Origin of the sequence: Nocardioides caldifontis, from assembly GCF_008087345.1 — a bacterium.
GTDB classification, from domain to species: domain Bacteria; phylum Actinomycetota; class Actinomycetes; order Propionibacteriales; family Nocardioidaceae; genus Marmoricola_A; species Marmoricola_A caldifontis.
The window spans coordinates 16,866-36,201 of sequence record NZ_VHIB01000012.1 but is presented as its reverse complement, the minus strand read 5'-3'; the positions used below and the strand labels follow the sequence as shown (position 1 = coordinate 36,201).

The following is a 19,336-nucleotide window of genomic DNA, read 5'->3' as shown; positions in this document are numbered from 1 at the left end:
TCCTTCACGAGGATGACGAGGACCCCCACGTGCGACTCCTGACCGCTCGACTCGCCGCCCGGCGCCGCAGCCGCCTGGCCGGCCCGATCGTGCTGCTGCTCGGTCTGCTGCTGACCGGTGGCGCCTACGCGCTGCTGTCGCCGGCGCAGGCGGAGAGCACCGGCAGCGACACCGACGACGTCGCCAAGGGCCGCGAGCTGTTCCTCGTCGGTTGCTCCTCGTGCCACGGCAAGAACGGCGAGGGTGTCGTCGACAAGAACGGCGACAACTACGGCCCGTCACTGGTCGGCGTGGGCGCCGCCGCCGTCGACTTCCAGGTGGGCACCGGCCGGATGCCGATGGCGAACCCGAGCCAGCAGGCACCGGTGAAGCGGGTGGCCTACAACGACGAGGAGATCTCGCAGCTCGCCGCGTTCGTCGCCAGCCTCGGCCCCGGCCCCGCGATCCCCGACGCCGAGAAGTACGACCCCGAGTCGATCCCCGAGGACGAGCGCCAGGAGGCGATCGTCCGCGGTGGTGAGTTCTTCCGCACCAACTGCACCGCATGCCACAACTTCGCCGCGTCCGGCGGCGCCCTGCCCGACGGCAAGTACGCCCCGTCGCTGCTCGGCGTCGAGCCCCGGCACGTCTACGAGGCCATGCTGACCGGCCCCCAGCAGATGCCGGTGTTCTCCGACGACGTCCTCGAGCCCGAGCAGAAGCGCGACATCATCGCCTACCTCCAGAGCATCGAGGAGCAGCCGAAGTACGGCGGCACCACGCTCGGCTCCTACGGGCCGGTCGCCGAAGGAATGGTGGCCTGGATCGGGGGAATCGGGGTCCTCGTGGGGTTCGCGGTCTGGATCGCCTCCCACACCGCACGCTCTTCCAGGAAGGGAACCAAGGCGTGACCGACCTCGTCCACGACCCGAACAACCCGACCACGGCCGGGAACCCGGACGCGGTCGCCCACCCGGTCGGTGACCCGGGGTTCGCCGAGCACCGTCCGCGTCCCACCGACGTCGACCCCGCCGCCGAGAAGCGGGCCGAGCGTCAGATCGCCACGTTCTTCGGGCTCTCGAGCCTGATGGCGATCCTGTTCTGCGTCGCCTACTTCACCTTCGACATCGGCGACGACCCCGACACGATCCTCGGGATGGGTGCGTCCAACGTCACCCTCGGCCTCACCCTCGGCCTTGCGCTGCTCTTCATCGGCATCGGCGCGATCCAGTGGTCGCGCAAGCTGATGAGCGACACCGAGATCGTGGAGATGCGCCACGCGCTCCGCTCCCCGGACGAGGACCGCGAGGAGGCGATCACCGCCTTCAACACCGGCGTCGAGGATTCCGGCATCGCCCGCCGCCCGCTGATCCGCAACTCGCTGCTCGGCGCCGCCGGCACGCTCCTGCTGCCGGTGATCGTGGCGCTGCGCGACCTCGGCCCGCTCCCGGGTGACGCGCTGTACCACACGGTGTGGAAGGAAGGGATGCGCGTCGTCAACGACGTCTCCGGCTCCCCCATCCGCCCGGAGTGGGTCCGCATCGGTCAGCTGGTCAACGCCGAGCCCGAGGTCTTCTACAACCCCGAGCCCTACGACTCCGAGCCGATCGAGGGGCACCACCTGCTCGCCGAGAAGGCGAAGGCGGCGCTGATCCTCGTCCGGATGCAGCCCGACGACATCACCCCCGCGGAAGGCCGCGAGAACTGGGGAGTCGACGGGATCCTCGCCTACTCGAAGATCTGCACCCACGTCGGTTGCCCGATCTCCCTGTGGGAGCAGCAGACGCACCACCTGCTGTGCCCCTGCCACCAGTCGACCTTCGACCTCGCCGACAACGGCAAGGTGATCTTCGGCCCTGCGGCCCGCGCCCTGCCGCAGCTGCCGCTCGCCGTCGACGACGAGGGCTACCTCATCGCCACCAGCGACTTCACCGAGCCGGTGGGCCCGAGCTTCTGGGAACGAGGCTGATCCATGAGCACCCACGCCAAGACCGCCGCCAAGCCGGCGAAGCCTTCCCGGGTCGGAGCCGTCGCCAACTGGGTCGACGAGCGCGCCGGCATCGCGACCGCGGCGAAGAAGCAGGTCCGCAAGGTCTTCCCCGACCACTGGTCCTTCATGCTCGGCGAGATCGCGCTGTGGAGCTTCGTCGTCCTGCTCCTCACCGGTGTCTTCCTCTCCCTGTGGTTCAAGCCGGGGATGGGCGAGGTCATCTACGACGGCTCCTACGAGCAGCTCCGCGGCCTCCACATGTCCGAGGCGTACGCCTCGACGCTGGAGATCTCCTTCGACGTCCGTGGCGGCCTGCTGATGCGGCAGATGCACCACTGGGCCGCGATGCTCTTCATCGCCGCGATGTTCGTCCACCTCATGCGGGTCTTCCTCACCGGTGCGTTCCGCAAGCCGCGTGAGCTCAACTGGATGATCGGTGGCGTGCTGCTGCTCCTCGGCATCCTCGAGGGGTTCGCGGGCTACTCGCTCCCCGACGACCTGCTCTCGGGCACCGGGCTCCGGATCGCGGACGGCCTGGTGAAGGCGACGCCGATCGTCGGCACCTACATGTCGTTCTTCATGTTCGGCGGTGAGTTCCCGGGTGACGTGATCGTCCCGCGGCTCTACATCGTCCACGTGCTCCTGATCCCGGGGCTCCTGCTCGCGCTGATCGGCGCGCACATGATGCTGCTCGTCTACCAGAAGCACACCCAGTGGCCCGGCCCCGGCAAGACCGAGGAGAACGTCGTCGGTTACCCGATGCTGCCGATCTACGCGGCGAAGGCGGGCGGCTACTTCTTCATCGTCTTCGGCGTGACCGCCCTGCTCGGCGGCCTCGTCTCGATCAACCCGGTCTGGCGCTACGGTCCCTACAACCCCGCCGAGGTCACCGCCGGCTCCCAGCCAGACTGGTACATGGGCGTCGCCGAGGGGTTGCTCCGCATCTTCCCCGGCTGGGAGACCGAGATCTTCGGGGTCACGATCAGCTGGAACGTCATGCTCCCGGGCCAGATCTTCCCGATGCTGATCCTGGGCGGGACGCTCCTCTACCCGTTCATCGAGCAGTGGATCACCGGCGACAAGCGGGAGCACCACCTGCTCCAGCGGCCTCGCAACGCTCCGAACCGGACGGCGTTCCTCGCCGCGATGATGTCCCTCTACGGCCTGCTCTGGGCCGCCGGCGGCAACGACATCCTCGCGATCCTGTTCAACCTCAACCTCAACCACATCACGTACTTCATGCGGGTCGCGGTCTTCGTCATCCCGCCGATCGTGTTCTGGTTGACGCGTCGCTGGTGCATCTCGCTGCAGCGGCACGACCACGAGAAGCTGCTGCACGGCTACGAGACCGGCGTCATCATGCGCTCCCCCGAGGGCGCCTACTCGGAGCGTCACCTGCCGATCAGCGAGGCGGAGGCCTACTACATCACCGCGCAGGAGCCCGAGAAGGTCTACGAGCTGCCGGCCGAGACCGACATGAACGGTGTCGCGAACCGGAAGGCACGGGCGATGAAGCTCCGGGCCCGGATGTCGAAGTACTGGTTCGGCGACAACGTGCCGCGTCCGACCCGCGAGGAGCTCGAGGCCGCCCGACTGCACGCCGAGCACGAGCTCGCGCAGCACGACCCGGATGGCCACCAGCACCTCCCGGCGGGCGGCTACACCGGCAGCCACGAGCTCGACGGCCACCCGGTCGACGGCCACCAGTTCGACGGCCGTCACTCCGTGGAGGGCGAGGAGCTCCGGAAGCACTGATCGGTCCGGAACCCGCGCCGACCCGGTCCAGCACCGAGCGAAGGCCCGGCCACCACGCCCCGTGGTGCCGGGCCTTCGCCGTTCCTCCTCACGCGCGCAGCCGGTGTTGAGCCGCCCCTCGTGGGGCGCGCCTGTCGTGTCGAGCCGCCCCTCGTGGCGCGCGCCTGTCGTGTCGAGCCGCCCCTCGTGGCGCGCGTCAGGCTGCCTGGCGCAGCTCCAGAGCGGCGCGCAGGTCGTGCAGCCACTCCTCCAGGGCCGCCCCCGAGAACGACTCCTTGGTCACGACGATGACGATCCACCCGTGCTCCCGGAGCCACCTCCGCCGGCGGCGGTCGCGCTCACGATCGGCCTGCGAGCTGTGGTGCTGCCTGCCGTCGTACTCGATGGCGATCTTCCGCTCGGGATAGGCAAGGTCGAGCCGGAACAGCGCGCGCCCGCGGTGCACCACCCAGAACTGCGGCTGTGGTGCGGGCAGCCCATAGCCGACGATGGCGAGCTTGGTCATCGACTCCCCCGTCGACTCCGAGCGCCCGTCGACCAACGGCACGAGCCCCCGCGCTTGGACGACGCCGCGACGCCGGCGGTACCGCGGCAACAGCGCATCCAGCGCGACTCTGTCCACACCGTGGAGCCTGGCGAACGCGTCCATCGTGGCCATCGCCTCGTAGGCAGGGAGTCGGCACGCGAGGTCCAGGCTGGTACGCACGGGTACGGTCAGCCGGACGCCGTGGAGCGACGTCACGTCCTCCGGCGACAGGTCGCGCTCTCCCCCACCGACCTCCGCGCGAGTGATCCGCTTCTCGCCGCGGAGCACGAAGATGTCGAGAGGCGGCACGGTGACGAGCTCGTCCAGCCGGTAGGTGTCGACGCCCCACATCCAGGCGGCGGTCCGGTCGACGGCGACGGCGTGATCAGGTACGACGAGCGCGGCCGCCGTACATCGGAGGAGCAGTGAGTCCTCGAGTGTCGCAACGCCGTAGACGCCGCGTAGCACCCGACGGACCGAGCCGTCCCGGAGCCACTGTCGCAGCTGATGACGGGAGACGCCCGCCTCGACGAGCTGCTGGGCGGTGAACGGCGTGCCGGCGAAGGAGGCAGGAAGGTGGTTGAGCGCGTTCGACATCCCGACAGGGTGAGCGGCTCGGGCCGTCGAGAGGCCCCGTGTGGCAGTCGCTGTGGAGAGGTCACGGGCTCACGCGGCTGTGTGGCTCCAGCGGCCGGACCGTGCCACGAGGGGCGGCTCAACACCACCCCAGCGCGCCACAAGGGGCGGCTCAACACCACCCCAGCGCGCCACAAGGGGCGGCTCAACACCACCCCAGCGCGCCACAAGGGGCGGCTCAACACAGAACGGGGTCAGGAGAGGGCGGAGCCGGACTTGTACTCGGGCCAGGAGACGTTCCAGTCGCCGTAGCCGTTGGTGGCCTCCATCGGCCGGTCGGTGCCGACCACGTCGACGACGTCACCGCGCTTGGTGATCGAGTAGAGCCACCCGGCGGCCTCGGTGCTGAGCCCGATGCAGCCGTGGCTGACGTTGGCGTACCCCTGGGAGCCGACGGACCACGGCGCCGCGTGGATGAACTCGCCGGAGTAGGTGACGCGCTGGGCGTACTCGACGTTCTCGATGTTGTAGTACTCCGCGTCGTCCTCGGAGATCCCGGTCGTCGCGGCGTCCATGTCCTTGTACCGGAACTTCTCGATGATCACCTTGATCCCCGACCGGGACTCGAAGCCAGGCTTGCCGGCGCTGATCGGGATCGTGCGGAGCAGCTCGCCGTTGCGGAGCACCCGCATCTGGTGCGCGGCCGCGTCGATCTTCATGATCACCGCGTCGCCGACGTTGAACGAGGCGCGGCGGTCCTCCTGGCCGAAGATGCCGTTGCCGGCGTTCACGCCGTTGAGGTCGGCGTCGACGGTGACCTCGGTGCCGGGCTTCCAGTACCGCTTGGGCCGGTAGTGCACCTCGGTGTCGGAGATCCAGTGCCAGGTGCCCGGCTGGGCCGGCTTCGCCTCGACGGAGAGGTGCTTCTCGACCTCCTTGCGGTCGGTCACCGGGATGTCGAAGGTGAGGATGACCGGCATCCCGACGCCGACCGTCTCGCCGGCGAGCGGCGCGAGGCTCGGGTAGGTCTGCTCGTCCAGCGTCAGGTCGTCGGTGCGGAACGAACGGTCGAGCTTGCGTGCCAGGCCGTCGTCGTCCACCGCCACGCCGGTGACGTGGTACTTCGTGCCCGGCTCGAGCCGCTCGTCCGCGGTCCACGTCGCGCCGTCCTCGGAGACCGCGCCGGGAAGCCGCTTCCCGCCGGCCTTCACCACGACCTTGCGGAGGGTGCCGTTCTCGGCGGCGACCTCGACGAGCGTGTCCACGGCGACCGTTCCCTTGCGGGGCACGTTGAGCTGAAACCTGGCGTCGGAGACGGTCTTCTCCGGGGCGGACGCCTGCGGGGCCTCCTCGGAGCCGCTGCCGCCGGTTGTGCCGCCGGTCGAGTCGCCGGAGCAGCCGGCCAGCGCCGCGGTCGCGACCAGCGCGAGCCCGGTCAGTGCGGCAGCCGGGCGGCGGTGGGCGCGGCGGATCATGAGCGGGGTCCCCCCTCGAGACGACAGACCTCCCCAGCGTAACGACCGCTCCCCCGTCGCTCCGAACAGAAGGCGCGTGGAAAGGGTCACGCTCCGATCACGAAACCGAGGCGGACCGGTCCGGTTCAGTGCGCGTGGTCGCCCTTGTAGTACTCGAACACCCACTGGGTCAGGGCCACGAAGCCGAAGGCGGTGCCGATGATCGCCAACCACCACTGGCCCATCGCCATGCCGAACACGATCACCGCGGCGGTCGAGGCGCACCACAGCGGCCACCAGGAGTACGGCGGGAAGAAGCCGAGCTCCCCCGCCCCCTCGGCGATCTCCGCGTCGATGCGGTCCTCCGGCCGGGCGTCCATCTTCGAGGCGTGGAACCCGAGGTAGAACGCGATCAGCGCCGCGAGCAGCGTGGTCATGACCAGCGCGGAGGTGCCGGTCGGGTCACCCGTGATGAACCAGTACGACGGGGTGACGAGCACGAAGAACGCCGTGCACATCCCGAAGATCCAAGCTTCCATCCGCATCAGCGGTCACCCCCGTGGGTCCCGGCCTCGACCCGCGTGCTCCGCTCGTCCTGCTCCTCGAGCTCGAGCGCCGCGATCTCGGGGTGGTGCAGGTCGAACGCCGGCGACTCGGAGCGGATCCGGGGCAGCGTGACGAAGTTGTGGCGTGGCGGCGGGCAGGAGGTCGCCCACTCCAGCGAGCGGCCCCAGCCCCACGGGTCGTCGACGAGCACCTTGGGCCCTCGCGCCGACTTGTAGACGTTGAGGAAGAACGGGATCATCGACGCGCCCAGGATGAACGACCCGATGGTCGAGACCTGGTTGAGGACGGTGAAGCCGTCGCCCGGGAGGTAGTCGGCGTAGCGCCGGGGGAACCCGTCGACACCGAGCCAGTGCTGCACCAGGAACGTGGTGTGGAAGCCGACGAAGAGCATCCAGAAGTGCAGCTTGCCGAGCCGCTCGTCGAGCATCTTCCCGGTCATCTTCGGCCACCAGAAGAAGAATCCGGCGAACATCGCGAAGACCACCGTGCCGAACACCACGTAGTGGAAGTGCGCCACCACGAAGTAGGAGTCGTTGAGGTGGAAGTCCAGCGGCGGCGCCGCCAGGATCACGCCGGTGAGCCCGCCGAAGAGGAAGGTCACGAGGAAGCCGAGCGACCACAGCATCGGGGTCTCGAAGCTGATCGAGCCGCCCCACATCGTGCCGATCCAGTTGAAGAACTTCACACCGGTCGGGACCGCGATCAGCAGCGTCATGCCGGAGAAGAACGCCAGGTCGACGGCGCCGGTGGCGAACATGTGGTGGGCCCACACCGCGACCGAGAGGAACGCGATCGCCAGGGTCGCGCCGACGAGGCCGACGTAGCCGAAGATCGGCTTGCGGCTGAACGCCGGGAGGACCTCGGTGATGATGCCGAAGAACCAGAACAGGTGCTGCCACAGCACCGGGCCGCCGTGCGCCGGGTCGAAGACGTGCGCGCCGAACATCCGGTCGGCCTCGAGCATGAGCAGCGTGCCGGCCAGGATCGGGAACACGATCAGCACGAGCATGCTCGTGATCAGGGTGTTCCAGGTGAAGATCGGCATCCGGAACATCGTCATGCCGGGCGCCCGCATGCAGATGATCGTGGTGACGAAGTTGACCGCGCCGAGGATCGAGCCCAGACCGGCGAGGTAGAGCCCCATGATCCAGAGGTCACCGCCGACACCGGGGCTGCGGACCGCGTCGGAGAGCGGGGCGTAGGCGTACCAGCCGAAGCCTGCCGCACCGGACGGCGTGAAGAAGCCGGAGGCCGCGATGAGGCCGCCGAAGAGGAAGAACCAGTAGCTGAGCATGTTCAGCCGCGGGAACGCCACGTCGGGCGCACCGATCTGCAGCGGCATGATCACGTTCGAGAAGCCGAAGAACAGCGGCGTCGCGAACAGCAGCAGCATGATCGTGCCGTGCATCGTGAAGAGCTGGTTGTACAGCTCGTCGTTGACGACCTGCTGCCCCGGGACCGCCAGCTCGGAGCGGATGACCAGCGCCATCACGCCGCCGATGAGGAACCACGCGAACGAGGTCCCGAGGTAGAGCTTGCCGATCAGCTTGTGGTCGGTGGTGGTGAGGACGCGGACGACCTGCTGGCCGATGGTCGCCTGCCGGACCCCGGTCTCGGCCGTCCGTGCGGCCATTCCCTCGGCGGTCACTCGCCTGCCTCCGTCTCTTCCTCTGCGTCCAGGCCGTCCTGCGTGATGGCCTCCGAGCCACCGAGCGCGATGCCGACGTTGCCGGCGTCGGCGAGGTCGCGCAGGTGCTGCTCGTACTCCTCGGCGCTCACGATCTCCACGTTGAACAGCATCCGCGAGTGGTAGGTGCCGCACAGCTCCGCGCACCGGCCGACGAACGTGCCCTCGCGGGTCGGCGTGATCTCGAAGGCGTTCTCACGCCCGGGGATCACGTCGAGCTTGTAGTTGAAGGCAGGCACCCAGAAGGAGTGCACGACATCCGGGCTGACCAGCTCGAACCGCACCGTCTCGTCGACGGGGAGGTACATGGTCGGGACCTCGGCGGGGGTGCCCACGTTGTAGACGCAGGTCGCGCTCTCGGCGTCCGTCTGGTCCTCGCAGACGTCCTGCTCGCTCGAGCCCCCGAGCGCCGGGTCGTCGACGTAGTTGAAGGTCCACGACCACTGCTGGCCGACGACCTTGACGACGTGGTCGGGCTGGTCGCTCGCGGCGTCGACCTCGTTCTGGGTGTCGATGACGAACTTGAAGAAGACCAGCACCACGATCACCGGCGCGATGGTGTAGAGGATCTCCATCGGCAGGTTGTAGCGGGTCTGGACGGGGACCTCGTCGTCGCTGCGCCGGCGGAACTTGAACGCCGCGTAGAGGATCAGCCCCCAGGTCAGGATCCCGACGAGGATCGCCGCCAACCACGTCCACTGCCAGAAGTCGATGATGTGCTCGGACCGGTCCGACGCCCCCTCGGGCATCGCGATCCGCGACCACTCACCCTGCGCTTCGTCTGAGCAAGCACTCAGCGCCAGGACGGCGGGGGCGACCAAGGCCCACACACTCGCCTTCCGCGCCCGCTTGGGGAGCTGCAGACCCACGGAGAAGGCCTTCCTCTCAGGAATGACGGACGAACCGAACCCTACTACTGCGACACGGACACAGGTGCCCCAGGGCGCGCTGCCTACGCTTGTGCCGTGCAGCCATTGTCCCGGTACCTCGACAGCGGTTCGTCGGAGCCCCTCGACCCCCGTGCCCGGGAGGCCCTGGTCGCGGCGTACGACGCCGGCTCGGGAGCGGGGTACGCAGACCCCCTGAGGCTGCACTCCCCCGCCCGCCAGGCCCGCCTCCTCCTCGACAACGCCCGCGCCGCGGTGGCCGAGGCGCTCGGGGTGCGCGAGGACGAGGTCACCTTCACCGCCTCCGGCACGGCCGCGGTCCACCTGGGCGTCCTGGGGCTGCTCAAGGGACAATCCAGGACCAGCCGCACCCTCGTGCACTCGGCGGTCGAGCACTCCTCGGTCTTCGCCGCCGCACGGTGGTGGGAGGAGCACGGTGGCGCGCGCACCCAGGTGCTCCCCGTGGACCGCACCGGTCAGGTCGTGCCGCCTGCCGCGGCCGACGAGCCGGCCGTGGTCGCCGTCCAGCAGGCCAACCCGGAGGTCGGGACGGTGCAGCCGCTCGACGCGGTGGCCGCCGCGTTCCGGGACGTGCCCCTCTTCGTCGACGCCTGCGCGGTCGGCGCCCGGCTGCCGCTGCCCGAGCACTGGGCGGCCGCCGCGCTTTCGGCCCACAAGTGGGGCGGCCCGGCCGGCGTCGGTGTCCTCCTGGTCCGCAAGGGGACGCGCTGGCGACCGCCGTTCCCCACCGACGAACGGGTCGACCTCCGGTCGGCCGGCTTCGAGAACGTCCCGGCGGCGCTCGCCGCCGCCGCCGCCCTCCAGGTCCGGGTCGCGGAGCGCGAGGAGCTGGCCCGCCGCCACCGCACCTTCGCCGACCGGCTGCGCCGCTGCCTGGCGACCATCCCCGACGTCGAGCTCCACGGCCATCCCGAGAAGCGGCTCCCGCACCTGGTCTCGTTCTCCTGCCTGTACGTCGACGGGGAGGCCCTGGTCACCGAGCTCGACCGGAGGGGGTTCGCGGTGGCCAGCGGCTCGGCGTGCACGGCGAGCGCCCTCGAGCCCTCCCACGTGCTGGTGGCGATGGGGGCGCTGACCCACGGCAACGCGCGGGTCACCTTCTCCCCGGCCACCACCGAGGCCGACGTGGACGCGCTCGCGGCGGTCCTCCCGGAGGTCGTCGCCGAGCTGCGCGCGAGGGTGGACCGGTGAGCGACGCCGTGACGCCGGCCCTCGAGCTCGACTGCCGGGGGATGCGCTGCCCGCTGCCGGTGATCAAGCTGGCCAACCGCATCGACGAGGTGCCCGTCGGCGCGGTGGTCGCGGTCACCGCCGACGACCCCGCCGCCCGGCCGGACATCGCGGCGTGGTGCCGGATGCGGGGGCAGGAGCACCTCGGCGAGACCGCCGCCGAGGACGGCGTCCCGACGTTCCTGGTGCGCCGGCTGGTCTGAGACCGGGACGCGTCAGGGGCGGGCGGTCCGGACGTGCTCGGCGATCTCGGCGGCCGCCTCGGCGCCGTACGTCTGCTCGAAGCGCTGGAGGAACTGGCGCTGGTGGAGGGTGTACTCCTGGGTGCCGACCCGCTCGACGACGTACACGGCGAGCAGGCAGCCCAGCTGGCCGGCGCGCACGAAGGAGAGCCCCCACCCGAGCGCGGCGAGGAAGCCGGCGCGGAACGCGTCGCCCACCCCGGTCGGCTCCACCTTCTCGGTCTCCGGCACCGCGGGGACGCGGATCGACTCCTTGCCCTTGCTGTCGATGCGGACCCCCTCTGCGCCGAGGGTGACGACCCAGGTGCCGACCCGGCTGAGCACCTCCTCCTCGCTCCAGCCGGTCTTCTGGGTGATGAGGGCCGCCTCGTACTCGTTGGAGAACAGGATCTCCGCGCCGTCGATGAGGTCGCGGATCATCTCCCCGTCGCCGAAGGCGAGCTGCTGGGAGGGGTCGGCGAGGAACTTGTAGCCCCGGTCGCGGCACTCCTGGGTGTGGCGGAGCATCCCCTCGGGGTCGTTCGGGCCGATGTGCACGTAGTCGACGCCGCCGAGCCGCTGCACGACCGGGGTCAGCTCGATCTCGCGGGCCTCCGACATCGCGCCTGCGTAGAACGACGCGATCTGCGCCATCGTGGAGTCGTTGGTGCACACGAAGCGGGCGGTGTGCTTGGTCTCCGAGACGTGCACGCTGCTGCAGTCGACGTTGTGGCGCTCCAGCCAGGAGCGGTACTCCACGAAGTCCGCGCCGACCGCCCCGACCAGCACCGGGCGCAGCCCGAGGCTGCCCAGCCCGAAGCAGATGTTCGCGGCACACCCCCCGCGACGCACCTCGAGGTCCTCGACGAGGAACGACAGCGCGAGCTTGTCGAGCTGGTCGACGACCAGGGAGTCCCGGAACCGGCCGGGGAAGGTCATCAGGTGGTCGGTGGCGATGGAGCCCGTGATCAGCAACGACATGGGCCGCACACTACTGATCGGTACTCGTTGGGCGACCGGTCGGTAACCCCTAGCGTCGAGCCATGACCTACCAGAGGCTGGCTTACGACGACGCTGCGAGCACCCCCGAGATGGCTGCCGACTGCGCCGAGGTCGGCCGCGAGCTGCGGCTCCCTCCGTTCCCCCCGACCGGGGCCGACCCGCTCTCCTCCCGTACGACGGACCGGTCGGCCGGCACCGCGCTGGACGTCCCGCCCTCGCTCGCGGAGATGGCCGCGGGGCTCGAGCTGCACTTCGACTAGCCCGACCCGCACCGGACTGACCGCCACGGCGCCCCGTCCGCGGGCCGACGGGAACCGAACCCACCCCGTGGACGTCTCAGAGCCATGAGGAAGAAGGGGGCCGTGAGCAGCGGCGCGGCGGCGTTCGCCGTCGTGCTCGTCACCGTGCTGGTCTGGTGGCTGCTCTCCGGCAACGGCCCGCAGGGACCGGACGGCAGCGCCGACCAGTTGGGGGTCGCCGACGACGCCACCGCTCCCCAGGAGCCGTCAGGCGGCGGGTCCGCACCCTCCAAGGGGGCGGACGAGCAGCCGTCACCGGACGAGGACGGCTCCGTCGAGGAGCCGCAGCGCTCCGATCGCGGCGTCCGGATCGACGGCTACGTCCTCGAGGCCCCCGACCGGCTGGCGCTGAACTACACCACGGGCGTGCCCGCGTGCCACGGCCGGCTCGACACACCGTCGGTGGTGGAGGACGCGGGCGGCGTCACGATCACGCTCTCGACGGTGCCGCCTGCAGAGCCCGCGGACACCTGCATCGAGATCGCGGTGCGGAAGACCGTCCGGGTCACGTTGGAGTCCCCGCTCGGGGGGCGCGGGGTGCTCGACGGCTCGGCGACCCCCCGGGTACGCGTCGAGCGGATGGCGAAGCCCTACGAGTAGGACCCCGCCACCCGCTCGGAAGCGTGTGGCCGTGCGGCTGCGTCAGTGGAAGCTGTCGCCGCAGGCACAGGAGCCGGAGGCGTTGGGGTTGTCGATCGTGAACCCCTGCTTCTCGATGGTGTCGACGAAGTCGATGAGCGCGCCGTTGAGGTAAGGGCTGCTCATCCGGTCGACGACGACCTCGACGCCGTCGAAGTCGGTGACGATGTCGCCGTCGAGGTCGCGCTCGTCGAAGAACAGCTGGTAGCGCATGCCGGAGCACCCGCCGGGCTGGACGGCGATGCGCAGCTTGAGGTCGTTGCGGCCCTCCTGGTCGAGGAGGCTCTTCACCTTCGCGGCAGCCGCGGACGACAGGTTGATGCCGTCGGTGCGGAGTTCGGGCTGGGTCTCGACCTGCTCGGTCATGCGGTGGCTCCCTGGGTCGACGTGGGTGACTGCCTCGTCAATGCTCGCACATCGATGGTTATTCCTTCACCCGGTCGACCAGCTGCGCGCCACGCGCTCGGCCAGCGCCGCGAGGCTCCCCGCGGGGTCCGCGAAGGAGGCCTCCTCGCCGACCAGGTCGCTGGTGGAGTACGCCGACTCCACGCCGAGGGCACGCATCTCCCGCGACCCCACCAGCACCTTCCCGGCGAGCGCCACGCACGGGCGGACCGCCTGGGCGGCCACCGAGGCCACGCCGTAGGGCACCTTCCCGGAGCGGGAGGAGAAGTCGAAGGCGCCCTCACCGGTGACCACGAGGTCGGCCTGCGCCGCCCGCTCCCCCAGCCGTACGGCGTCCGCGACCAGGTCGATCCCCGGGACCCGCCGCCCTCCGAGGAGCAGCAGGGCGAACCCCAGCCCGCCGGCGGCACCGGCCCCGCGCACCTTCGCGACCGACTTGTCGGTGGCCTCCGCCAGCCTCTCCACCATGGCGTCGACGGTCTGCAACCGGTCCTCCGCGACCCCCTTCTGGGGGCCGTACACGTTGGTCGCGCCGGTGAGGCCGAGCAGCGGGTTGTCGACGTCCGAGGCGGCGACGAGCTCGACGCCGGCCACCCGCTCGCGGGGGGCCGCCAGCCCAACCTCCTCGAGCGTGGCCAGGGCCGCCGGACCGCCGTCCAGGGCCTCCGCCGGCACCGCCGTCGCGCCCAGGGCGGAGAGCAGCCCGGCTCCCCCGTCGTTGGTCCCCGAGCCGCCGAGCCCGACCACGACGGTGCGCGCGCCCGCGGCGACGGCGGCGTCGAGGAGCTCCCCCACGCCGCGGGTGGTGGCCCGCTCGGGGTCGCGCTCGTCGGGCGGCACGAGGTGCAGCCCGCACGCCTGCGCCGCCTCGACGTACGCCGTGGTGCCGTCGACGAGCACGGTGGCCGGTGTCGGCGTGCCGTACGGGCCGGTGACCGTGACCGCGAGGAGCTCGCCGCCCAGCGCGGTGTGCAGCACGTCGACGAAGCCGGGGCCGCCGTCGGACATCGGCGCCAGGTCGAGCTCGTCGCCCGGGGCGCGGCGACGCCACCCCTCCGCGATCGCCTCGGCCGCCTCGACAGCGGTCAGCGTGCCGGCGAACTTGTCCGGCGCGACCAGGATCCGCACGGAATGCCCCCTCCGGGCCAGGTGTTGCTCCGGTGCCGACTCGTGGAACTCGCGCGCGTGCGAGACGGCGGCGATGGGAGGATACGCGTCATGACTGTGACCGAGCCCACCGGCAAGCCGATCGACCTCCCGCTGCTGGTCCTGGGCCGCGGCGTCGACCCGGACTCCGAGCGCGGGGTCGACTGCCCGGGCGCCCTGCCCCCGGCCTCGGACCCGGACCTCGTCGCCCGCGCGCGGGCCGCCAAGGAGGCGCTGGGGTCCAGCGTCTTCGTGCTGGGCCACCACTACCAGCGCGACGAGGTCATCCAGTTCGCCGACGTCACCGGCGACAGCTTCAAGCTGGCGCGTGACGCGGCCGCCCGACCCGAGGCCGAGCACATCGTGTTCTGCGGGGTGCACTTCATGGCCGAGTCCGCCGACATCCTCACCGCCGACCACCAGAAGGTCGTGCTCCCCGACCTGGCCGCCGGCTGCTCGATGGCCGACATGGCGAGGCTCGCCCAGGTCGAGGACGCCTGGGACGCGCTGGAGGACGCCGGGGTCGCGGACGTCGTGGTGCCGGTGACCTACATGAACTCCTCGGCCGACATCAAGGCGTTCTGCGGCCGCAACGGCGGTGCGGTGTGCACCTCGAGCAACGCCGAGGTGGCGCTGCGCTGGGCCTTCGAGCAGCGTGGACCGGCCACCAAGGTGCTCTTCCTCCCCGACCAGCACCTCGGCCGCAACACCGCGGTGCTCAAGCTCGGGCTCTCGCTCGACGACTGCGTGGTGTGGGACCCGCGCAAGGCGAACGGCGGGCTGACCCGCGAGGAGCTCGAGGCCGCGCGGATCATCCTCTGGCGGGGCCACTGCTCGGTGCACGGCCGGTTCACCGCCGACTGCGTCGACCAGGTCCGCGAGCGGATCCCGGGCGTCCAGGTGCTGGTGCACCCCGAGTGCACCCACGACGTCGTCACCAAGGCCGACCTCGTCGGGTCGACCGAGTTCATCATCCGCACCATCGAGGCGGCCCCGGCCGGCTCGTCGTGGGCGGTCGGCACCGAGCTCAACCTCGTCCAGCGGCTCGCCGACGCGCACCCGGACAAGAACATCGTCTTCCTCGACAAGACGGTCTGCTACTGCGCGACGATGAACCGGATCGACCTGCCGCACTTCGTCTGGGCGCTGGAGAGCCTGGTGGCGGGCCAGGCGGTCAACGTCATCGAGGTCGACCCCGAGACGCAGCGCTGGGCGCAGGTCGCCCTCCAACGGATGCTCGACCTCCCGGGCTGACCGGGAGGCGCGGGGTCAGAGCCCGGGAGCGCCCCACAGCGGCATCCAGCGGGACAGGTCGGGCTCGACCGGGAGGTCGGTCTTCACCAGGTCGCGCACCTGGAGCTCCAGCACGTTGTCGCGCTGCTGGTGCCCGGTCGGCGCGAACGGGTAGAAGGTGCCCTGCTTGTAGAGGTAGACCAGCGCGAGGCTCCGCCCGCTGGGGTCGGTGAACGACACCAGCGCGCAGAGCACGGTGTGCGCGAACCCCTGCAGCTCGAGCTGGGTGACCACCGCGTGCAGGTCGGTGGCGAGCGCCCCCATGTCCTCCTGCCGGGCCACCAGCCACGTGAACCCGAACTGGTCGGTGACCTGCTCGACGTCGGGGTCGTCGTCGGCGTCGAGCAGCGCGACCGTGTCGGCGAGCGTCTGGGCGAAGGCCGGTCCCTCGGCGGCGCGGAAGCAGATCGCCCCACGACCGGTCATCACGAAGTCCGCCGACGTCTGCAGCGTCAGCGACGCCGCGGGCAGCGCGAACAGCGCGTCCATCTTCGGTGGCTTGGGCTTGCTCCGCCCGGTGATGGTCTGCCAGAACCCCACGGGCGTCAGTGCCCCGGGCCGCGGGTCGGGAACCCGCCGTCGAGGGGGCGGCCCAGCTCGGTGGCCACCTTCGCCAGCTGCTCGAGCCGCTGCTCCAGCGTCGGGTGGGTCGCGGTGAGGGTGCGCCACGACATCCCACTCACCGCCGGGGCGATGAAGAAGGCGTTCATCGGCTGCGAGGACCGGAGGTCGCGCTGCGGGATCTGGGCGATCTGGCCGGTGATCTTGGTCAGCGCGCTCGCCAAGGCCGACGGGTTGCCGGTCAGGTAGGCGCCGGCCCGGTCCGCGGCCAGCTCGCGGTAGCGGGAGAGCAGCTTGATCGCCAGGAAGCTGACCGCGTAGACGACGATGCTGACCAGGAGGACCAGCAGCCAGATGGGCAGCCCGTTGTTGTTGTTGTCGCGCCGCCCGCCACTGAGCAGCCCGAGACCGCCGTACTGGGCGCCGCGGAGCACCATCCCGGTGATGATCGCCGCCGACGAGGCGAGCGTCATGACCATGACGTCGCGGTGCGCGACGTGCGAGAGCTCGTGGGCGAGGACCCCTTCGAGCTCCTCGAGCGTGAGCCGGTCGAGGATCCCGGTGGTGACGCAGACGGCGGCGTGCTGCGGGGAGCGGCCCGTCGCGAACGCGTTGGGCATGTCGGTGTAGGCGATCGCGACGGTCGGCTTCGGGAGGTCACCCATCGCGCAGAGCCGGTCGATCATCGCGTGCAGCTCGGGCGCCTCGTGCGGGGCCACGACCCGGGCCCGCATCGCCTTCAGCGCGATCTTGTCCGAGTTGTAGTACTGGAACCAGGCGATGCCCAGCCCGACGACCCCGATGATCATCGCCAGCCCGGCGTTCTGGACGGCGAACATCAGCCCGACGACGACCGCGACGAACAGCGCGCCCAGCACGAACATCGTGAGCGTCATCCGGGCGGTCAGCCCGTGGTCCTTGACGAAGCGGTTGCTCATCTAGTCGGGCACCAGCCCCTCGTCGCCGAGGAGGGCCCGCACCTCCTCCATGGTCGCGTCGGACGGCGGCAGGATCAGGTCGGAGTCCTCGAGGGAGTCGTCCTCGAGCCGCGTCCCCTCCGTGCGTACGGCGTGGAGCAGCGCGGCCATCCCCTGGCTGAACTGCACCTCGTCACCCGCCTGGACGGCGTCCTCCACCGCGGCGTCGAGCCGGTTGAGCGCCTCCATGTGGGAGTCGTCGAGGTCCCACTGGCCCTCGCCCATGATCCGGATGATCACGACTCGTCCTTCCGCTCGACGGGTTCGGCCGCCGGCTGGGACTGCGCCTCCGTCGAGGCGGGGCCCTGGGCGTCGATCGCCTTGGGCTCCTCACCGGCGCTGATCGCCCCGCCGCTCTGAGCAGCCTTGAGCTGGGCGAGCTCGGCCTCGACCGACGAGGTCGAGGAGAGCGCGGCGAGCTCGCGGTCGATGTCGTCGCCGCCACCGATCGAGATCTGGTCGTCGAGGGCACCGGAGGCGATCAGCTCGTCGATGGCGCCGGCGCGAGCCTGCATCTGCGCGGTCTTGTCCTCGGCGCGCTGGACGGCGAGCCCGACGTCGCCCATCTCCTCCGAGATCCCGGAGAACGCCTCGCTCACCCGGGTCTGGGCCTGGGCGGCGGTGTAGGTCGCCTTGAGGGTCTCCTTCTTGGTGCGGAACGCCTCGATCTTCGACTGCAGCCGCTGGGAGGCGAGCGTGAGCTTCTCCTCCTCGCCCTGGAGCTGGGCGTGCTGCGCCTGCAGGTCGGTGAGCTGCTGGGCGATGCCGCTCTTGCGGGTCAGCGCCTCGCGGGCGAGGTCCTCGCGACCTTGCGCGAGCGCGGCCTGCGCCTGGTTGGTGAGCTTGTCGGCCCCCTGCTGGAGCTGCTTCATCTGCAGCTCGAGCCGCTTGCGGCTGGTGGCGACGTCGGCCACGCCGCGGCGGACCTTCTGCTGCATCTCGAGCATCTTGGTGTAGCTGTAGTCGAGGGTCTCGTTGGGGTCCTCCGCGCGGTCCAGCGCCTTGTTCGCCTTGGCGCTGAAGATCAGCCGGATGCGCTTCATGAGGCTCATCGGGAGGCCCCTTCCAGGTCGTCGGGCAGGCTCGTCAAGCGCCAGCCTACGAGGGGAACGCACGGGACCGACAGGAAGTTCCGGCCGCTACCCTGGGGTTCGTCATCGGCGGGGAGGTCGAGGGCCGCTCCCCTCGTCCCCGCCACCCGAGCTCGACGATAGGTCCGCGTTGTTCCGTCGCCAGAAGTCCGAGGCCGCCCCCGCCGCCGTCGCCGAGCAGCCGGCGACCACCAAGCCGGGCGGCAAGGGGCGTCCGACGCCGTCCCGCCGCGAGGCCGAGGCAGCGGCCCGGGCCCGGGCGAAGGCGGCGCTGGACCCCCGCGCCTCGAAGAAGCAGCAGCGGCAGTACCGCGCGGAGCGCAGCCGCACGATCCGCCAGGCGATCAAGGACGGCGACGAGCGCTACCTGCCGAAGCGCGACCAGGGGCCGGTGCGCCGGTTCGTCCGTGACTACGTCGACACCCGGCTCTCCATGGCGGAGTTCGCCCTGCCGCTGCTCTTCGCCAGCCTGCTGCTCACCTCGGCCAACGCCACGGTGCTGGGCTCGGCGATCATGCAGGGCACGCTGATCATCGTGGTCGTCGACTCGCTGTTCCTCCGCTGGCGGATGCGCAAGGAGCTGAAGCGGCGCTTCCCCGACGACAGCCTGAAGGGCACGACGACCTACGCCTTCATGCGCACCCTGCAGATGCGGTTCCTCCGGCTGCCTAAGCCGCAGCGCAAGCTCGGCGAGCCGCTCCCCGAGCACTACCGCTGAGGCGGAGCCGCGCCGCCCTCAGGCGTGCAGGCTCATGGGGCCGTAGACCTCGCGGTCGCCCTCGAGCAGGGTCACCGCGTCGACCCCCTCGTCGGCCAGCTCGCGCCAGCTCTCGCCCAGCCACGACTCGGCGTCGCCCTGGGAGGTGAACCGCGGACCGCGGCCCAGCCCGGCGTCCTCGGCGCTGACCTCCTTGCCGTCGGCGTCGAGGAGCCGCCACGCCCACACCGCGCCGGGCGCCGGACGCTCGCTGAGAAAACCTGAGGGCTCCGTGGAGTGCGTCATGGCGTCACCCTAGGTGTTCGCTTCGAC

Annotated in this window: 22 protein-coding genes; 9 read left to right on the top strand and 13 right to left on the bottom strand. The window is 70.7% G+C overall.

What is annotated here, in order from left to right:
• The first annotated feature begins 29 nt into the window (after positions 1-29).
• From qcrC to qcrB, 3 genes are read left to right on the top strand one after another with little or no spacing between them, the layout of a single operon-like run.
• Positions 30-890 (top strand): cytochrome bc1 complex diheme cytochrome c subunit, encoded by an 861-nt coding sequence (gene qcrC / locus FIP57_RS18580; RefSeq protein WP_420846709.1) that lies wholly within the window; start codon positions 30-32, stop codon positions 888-890.
• A complete protein-coding gene (qcrA, locus tag FIP57_RS18575; RefSeq protein ID WP_148575050.1) occupies positions 887-1,948 on the top strand; it encodes a cytochrome bc1 complex Rieske iron-sulfur subunit in 1,062 nt (353 codons plus the stop codon). The genes qcrC and qcrA overlap by 4 nt, the downstream gene beginning before the upstream one ends.
• Before the next feature lie 3 nt (positions 1,949-1,951).
• Positions 1,952-3,724, top strand: a complete 1,773-nt coding sequence (qcrB, locus tag FIP57_RS18570; protein ID WP_148575049.1) for a cytochrome bc1 complex cytochrome b subunit — start codon at positions 1,952-1,954, stop codon at positions 3,722-3,724.
• A gap of 196 nt (positions 3,725-3,920) precedes the next feature.
• Here the strand turns inward: qcrB and FIP57_RS18565 are convergent, their stop codons facing one another.
• From FIP57_RS18565 to ctaC, 5 genes are all read right to left on the bottom strand, one after another.
• Positions 3,921-4,847: a type IV toxin-antitoxin system AbiEi family antitoxin domain-containing protein gene (locus FIP57_RS18565; RefSeq protein WP_148575048.1), complete on the bottom strand. Its 927-nt coding sequence runs from the start codon at positions 4,845-4,847 to the stop codon at positions 3,921-3,923.
• 233 nt (positions 4,848-5,080) lie between these two features.
• Positions 5,081-6,301, bottom strand: coding sequence for a L,D-transpeptidase (locus FIP57_RS18560; RefSeq protein WP_148575047.1), 1,221 nt, complete (start codon positions 6,299-6,301; stop codon positions 5,081-5,083).
• A 125-nt stretch (positions 6,302-6,426) separates the two neighbouring features.
• Positions 6,427-6,825, bottom strand: coding sequence for a cytochrome c oxidase subunit 4 (locus FIP57_RS18555; RefSeq protein WP_148575046.1), 399 nt, complete (start codon positions 6,823-6,825; stop codon positions 6,427-6,429).
• On the bottom strand, positions 6,825-8,480 hold the full coding sequence (gene ctaD / locus FIP57_RS18550; protein ID WP_148575139.1) for an aa3-type cytochrome oxidase subunit I: 1,656 nt from the start codon (positions 8,478-8,480) through the stop codon (positions 6,825-6,827). The genes FIP57_RS18555 and ctaD overlap by 1 nt, the downstream gene beginning before the upstream one ends.
• Positions 8,481-8,491: 11 nt before the next feature.
• The gene (gene ctaC / locus FIP57_RS18545; RefSeq protein ID WP_420846710.1) at positions 8,492-9,364 is read right to left on the bottom strand and encodes an aa3-type cytochrome oxidase subunit II; all 873 of its coding nucleotides are present in this window, start codon (positions 9,362-9,364) and stop codon (positions 8,492-8,494) included.
• A gap of 135 nt (positions 9,365-9,499) precedes the next feature.
• On the opposite strand from ctaC, the gene FIP57_RS18540 reads away from it, so the two are divergent.
• Both FIP57_RS18540 and FIP57_RS18535 read left to right on the top strand, forming a co-directional pair.
• On the top strand, positions 9,500-10,633 hold the full coding sequence (locus tag FIP57_RS18540; protein WP_148575045.1) for a cysteine desulfurase family protein: 1,134 nt from the start codon (positions 9,500-9,502) through the stop codon (positions 10,631-10,633).
• A complete protein-coding gene (locus FIP57_RS18535) occupies positions 10,630-10,875 on the top strand; it encodes a sulfurtransferase TusA family protein (protein WP_148575044.1) in 246 nt (81 codons plus the stop codon). The genes FIP57_RS18540 and FIP57_RS18535 overlap by 4 nt, the downstream gene beginning before the upstream one ends.
• 12 nt (positions 10,876-10,887) lie before the next feature.
• Here FIP57_RS18535 and FIP57_RS18530 read toward each other — a convergent pair whose 3' ends face one another.
• On the bottom strand, positions 10,888-11,874 hold the full coding sequence (locus FIP57_RS18530) for a carbohydrate kinase family protein (protein WP_148575043.1): 987 nt from the start codon (positions 11,872-11,874) through the stop codon (positions 10,888-10,890).
• Between the two features lie 62 nt (positions 11,875-11,936).
• On the opposite strand from FIP57_RS18530, the gene FIP57_RS18525 reads away from it, so the two are divergent.
• Positions 11,937-12,155 carry a hypothetical protein gene (locus FIP57_RS18525; protein WP_148575042.1) on the top strand — a complete coding sequence of 73 codons (219 nt, stop codon included), beginning with the start codon at positions 11,937-11,939 and terminating at the stop codon, positions 12,153-12,155.
• 102 nt (positions 12,156-12,257) lie between these two features.
• Positions 12,258-12,794: a hypothetical protein gene (locus FIP57_RS18520; protein WP_148575041.1), complete on the top strand. Its 537-nt coding sequence runs from the start codon at positions 12,258-12,260 to the stop codon at positions 12,792-12,794.
• Positions 12,795-12,836: 42 nt separating this feature from the next.
• Here the strand turns inward: FIP57_RS18520 and erpA are convergent, their stop codons facing one another.
• Together erpA and FIP57_RS18510 are read right to left on the bottom strand one after the other, a co-directional pair.
• Complete coding sequence (erpA, locus tag FIP57_RS18515) at positions 12,837-13,199, bottom strand: iron-sulfur cluster insertion protein ErpA (RefSeq protein ID WP_148575040.1); 363 nt, start codon at positions 13,197-13,199, stop codon at positions 12,837-12,839.
• A 66-nt stretch (positions 13,200-13,265) separates the two neighbouring features.
• Positions 13,266-14,366, bottom strand: coding sequence for a glycerate kinase family protein (locus FIP57_RS18510; RefSeq protein WP_148575039.1), 1,101 nt, complete (start codon positions 14,364-14,366; stop codon positions 13,266-13,268).
• Between the two features lie 90 nt (positions 14,367-14,456).
• On the opposite strand from FIP57_RS18510, the gene nadA reads away from it, so the two are divergent.
• Positions 14,457-15,638: a quinolinate synthase NadA gene (gene nadA / locus FIP57_RS18505; protein WP_148575038.1), complete on the top strand. Its 1,182-nt coding sequence runs from the start codon at positions 14,457-14,459 to the stop codon at positions 15,636-15,638.
• Between the two features lie 15 nt (positions 15,639-15,653).
• Here the strand turns inward: nadA and pspAB are convergent, their stop codons facing one another.
• The 4 genes from pspAB to FIP57_RS18485 are packed head-to-tail and all read right to left on the bottom strand — an operon-like array spanning position 15,654 to position 18,267.
• Positions 15,654-16,217 (bottom strand): PspA-associated protein PspAB, encoded by a 564-nt coding sequence (gene pspAB, locus FIP57_RS18500; RefSeq protein WP_148575037.1) that lies wholly within the window; start codon positions 16,215-16,217, stop codon positions 15,654-15,656.
• A 5-nt stretch (positions 16,218-16,222) separates the two neighbouring features.
• Positions 16,223-17,176 (bottom strand): zinc metalloprotease HtpX, encoded by a 954-nt coding sequence (htpX, locus tag FIP57_RS18495; protein ID WP_148575036.1) that lies wholly within the window; start codon positions 17,174-17,176, stop codon positions 16,223-16,225.
• The gene (gene pspAA / locus FIP57_RS18490; RefSeq protein ID WP_148575035.1) at positions 17,177-17,455 is read right to left on the bottom strand and encodes a PspA-associated protein PspAA; all 279 of its coding nucleotides are present in this window, start codon (positions 17,453-17,455) and stop codon (positions 17,177-17,179) included. It lies immediately after the preceding gene.
• The gene (locus tag FIP57_RS18485; protein WP_148575034.1) at positions 17,452-18,267 is read right to left on the bottom strand and encodes a PspA/IM30 family protein; all 816 of its coding nucleotides are present in this window, start codon (positions 18,265-18,267) and stop codon (positions 17,452-17,454) included. The genes pspAA and FIP57_RS18485 overlap by 4 nt, the downstream gene beginning before the upstream one ends.
• 169 nt (positions 18,268-18,436) lie before the next feature.
• Here FIP57_RS18485 and FIP57_RS18480 point away from each other — a divergent pair, with 169 nt between their 5' ends.
• Positions 18,437-19,024 carry a DUF3043 domain-containing protein gene (locus FIP57_RS18480; protein WP_148575033.1) on the top strand — a complete coding sequence of 196 codons (588 nt, stop codon included), beginning with the start codon at positions 18,437-18,439 and terminating at the stop codon, positions 19,022-19,024.
• An 18-nt stretch (positions 19,025-19,042) separates the two neighbouring features.
• Here FIP57_RS18480 and FIP57_RS18475 read toward each other — a convergent pair whose 3' ends face one another.
• Complete coding sequence (locus tag FIP57_RS18475; RefSeq protein ID WP_148575032.1) at positions 19,043-19,309, bottom strand: hypothetical protein; 267 nt, start codon at positions 19,307-19,309, stop codon at positions 19,043-19,045.
• Positions 19,310-19,336: the final 27 nt, after the last annotated feature.

Excerpts from the sequence above, each read along its gene's own strand:
- htpX (WP_148575036.1), bottom strand. The coding sequence starts at position 17,176 with ATGAGCAACCGCTTCGTCAAGGACCACGGGCTGACCGCCCGGATGACG.
- FIP57_RS18530 (WP_148575043.1), bottom strand. The coding sequence starts at position 11,874 with ATGTCGTTGCTGATCACGGGCTCCATCGCCACCGACCACCTGATGACC.
- FIP57_RS18565 (WP_148575048.1), bottom strand. The coding sequence starts at position 4,847 with ATGTCGAACGCGCTCAACCACCTTCCTGCCTCCTTCGCCGGCACGCCG.
- FIP57_RS18475 (WP_148575032.1), bottom strand. The coding sequence starts at position 19,309 with ATGACGCACTCCACGGAGCCCTCAGGTTTTCTCAGCGAGCGTCCGGCG.
- ctaD (WP_148575139.1), bottom strand. The coding sequence starts at position 8,480 with ATGGCCGCACGGACGGCCGAGACCGGGGTCCGGCAGGCGACCATCGGC.
- nadA (WP_148575038.1), top strand. The coding sequence starts at position 14,457 with ATGACTGTGACCGAGCCCACCGGCAAGCCGATCGACCTCCCGCTGCTG.
- qcrB (WP_148575049.1), top strand. The coding sequence starts at position 1,952 with ATGAGCACCCACGCCAAGACCGCCGCCAAGCCGGCGAAGCCTTCCCGG.
- FIP57_RS18485 (WP_148575034.1), bottom strand. The coding sequence starts at position 18,267 with ATGAGCCTCATGAAGCGCATCCGGCTGATCTTCAGCGCCAAGGCGAAC.
- FIP57_RS18560 (WP_148575047.1), bottom strand. The coding sequence starts at position 6,301 with ATGATCCGCCGCGCCCACCGCCGCCCGGCTGCCGCACTGACCGGGCTC.
- FIP57_RS18555 (WP_148575046.1), bottom strand. The coding sequence starts at position 6,825 with ATGCGGATGGAAGCTTGGATCTTCGGGATGTGCACGGCGTTCTTCGTG.
- erpA (WP_148575040.1), bottom strand. The coding sequence starts at position 13,199 with ATGACCGAGCAGGTCGAGACCCAGCCCGAACTCCGCACCGACGGCATC.
- FIP57_RS18525 (WP_148575042.1), top strand. The coding sequence starts at position 11,937 with ATGACCTACCAGAGGCTGGCTTACGACGACGCTGCGAGCACCCCCGAG.